The organism is Marinospirillum sp. (genome assembly GCF_014859565.1).
Genome location: NZ_JACUUA010000396.1, coordinates 1 through 2,001, shown reverse-complemented (window position 1 = coordinate 2,001; position 2,001 = coordinate 1). Strand labels below are relative to the sequence as shown.

The window sequence follows — 2,001 nt, the reverse complement described above, 5'->3', positions numbered from 1 at the left end:
GGATTAGACACATTGCCATGAACTACCTGAAAAGCGAAACAACCTTCAAAGGTGGGATCAAACGCAAGCAGAAAAAAGCGGCAATGACGGAAAGCTACCTGGCCAAAGTCCTTGCGGCATAAGGAGTTTCGTGCGTTTTCCCTGGGCTCGGTTGCTGCTAAACTAGGTGAATTGAACATAAAACCGGAGTCCTGCTGATGGACAGCCCCTACCTGAAAACACTTAGCCTTGATAATTTCACATTATTTGACAAAGCACAGTTGGATTTCAGCCCTGGTATTAACGTTTTTCTTGGTCAGAATGCATCCGGTAAAACCCACCTGCTGAAGCTGTTGTATTCAGTCTCCCGTGCCGTAACCACTGCAAAAGACCTGGACACCTCCAAGGCGGGCTTTGCAATGCACTTGAGTAAACGTCTGATCCGTAATTTTCAAGTGGAAAAAATCGGACGCTTGGCTTCACGAGTACATGGGCACAAGCACTGCAATGTCGAAGTTAAAGGCGAGGGTGCAGCAATAAGCTTTGATTTTTCAACCCGTGATCAGGAGATAGCACTAGGCTCTTGGAACATTAAGCGCCCTCAATGGCCTGACCCTGTTTACCTGCCGACTAAGGAGATTTTGTCCATGTTTCATGGCCTGGTTTCAGCGATGGCAGAAAATGGTCTGGAACTTGAAGAGCTATACAGTGACCTTGCACTAAAACTAGGTACTAGAAGCGGTACAGGGCCTAAGGTTGAGTGGCAGAAAAACCTGATGGAACCCCTGGAGAAAATGCTCAAAGCCGCCGTCATTTATGACGAAAAGCAACAACGCTTTTATATCAAACAGCGCGGTATTGGCAAGCTGGAAGCAGGGTTAGCAGCAGAAGGCTACCGAAAAATAGGGATGCTTTTGCAGTTGGTTGCCAACCGAAGTCTGGCAGAAAACTCTGCATTATTCTGGGATGAGCCGGAAGTTAATGTAAACCCATCCTTTGCTGAACCTCTGGCTGGTTTAATTCGTGCCTTCTCTGAACAAAAAACTCAGGTTTTTATCGCTACCCACGATTACTTTGTCTTGAAGTACCTGCACTTACTTGCATCGGAAAAAAACACACCCATCCAATTCTTCAGCCTTTATCGTGAAAAAAGTACGGATAAATTTGTAAAGGTAGAAGCAGCGCGAAACCTATACGAGTTAGAGCATAACCCAGTGCTCGAAGAGTTTGATAAGCTCTATCAGAGTGAACTGAACAACTTTTATGGAAAGCGCTAAGAGGCTGAAATGACACAAAATCTAGCCTGGGGCGATTGGATCGATGAAAGCCCATTTCAACTACGTTTTCGCAGCAAATGGCTAAACTACGATGGCACAGAAGGCCCAGGTACTAAAGTTGATTTCTGCGGTCTCAAAAAAATCGACTTTGCAGTTCTTGCACCCGATGATCTGGCAGAAGGCCTGTATTTAGTGGAAGTCAAAAGTTCAGAATGGCTGGCAAATGGCGATGGCAATTTGGAAGATAAGATCTGTAACCTATTTCGCTGCTACCTGGACTCCCTCTCCATTCTTGCACGAAGCAAAGACACTGGCATTAAAGAGTTCCGCCAGGCGGCGTCCAGTGAACGCATTAAGCTCGTCCTTTTCATAGCCCCTCGTTTGCCAGGTAAAGATTCACTGATGGGCATCATGGATAGCCTACGCAGGAAGCTGGCAAAAAAACTCAAATATCTGGATATCGAACCAGAAGTAATGATAGAAACCCTCGATACTGTTAAACGCAAAGAACACCTTTTGTTTGATGCCAGGCGAAAGACATGAAAGTTAACACGCTTAGCCCGCATTATTCATGAGGCTATAAATCAACCTCCCCGAACATCTGTTTGACTCTGCTGTCAGCACTTCCACGTTTTGATGCCCATTTTTTGCTGAGGCTGTCAGCATTTTTAACTGATTTTTTACCACTTTCCAGCCTTTCAGGGCCTGATTTTCGATCCACAGGCAGCCGTGATTCTCGGCTGTT

3 protein-coding genes and 1 pseudogene are annotated in these 2,001 nt (G+C 45.7%); 3 read left to right on the top strand and 1 reads right to left on the bottom strand.

The annotated features are described in order from the left end of the window. The 3 genes and pseudogenes from IBX50_RS20140 to IBX50_RS20130 all read left to right on the top strand — a co-directional run. Positions 1-122 (top strand): annotated as a pseudogene (locus IBX50_RS20140) (ISAs1 family transposase); the annotation flags it as partial. A 75-nt stretch (positions 123-197) separates the two neighbouring features. Continuing rightward, on the top strand, positions 198-1,256 hold the full coding sequence (locus IBX50_RS20135; RefSeq protein ID WP_292258177.1) for an AAA family ATPase: 1,059 nt from the start codon (positions 198-200) through the stop codon (positions 1,254-1,256). A gap of 9 nt (positions 1,257-1,265) precedes the next feature. Continuing rightward, positions 1,266-1,799: a hypothetical protein gene (locus IBX50_RS20130; protein ID WP_292258176.1), complete on the top strand. Its 534-nt coding sequence runs from the start codon at positions 1,266-1,268 to the stop codon at positions 1,797-1,799. A 12-nt stretch (positions 1,800-1,811) separates the two neighbouring features. On the opposite strand, the gene IBX50_RS20125 is transcribed toward IBX50_RS20130, so the two are convergent. Then, a partial coding sequence (locus IBX50_RS20125; protein ID WP_292258175.1) for a hypothetical protein occupies positions 1,812-2,001 on the bottom strand: 190 nt, incomplete at its 5' end.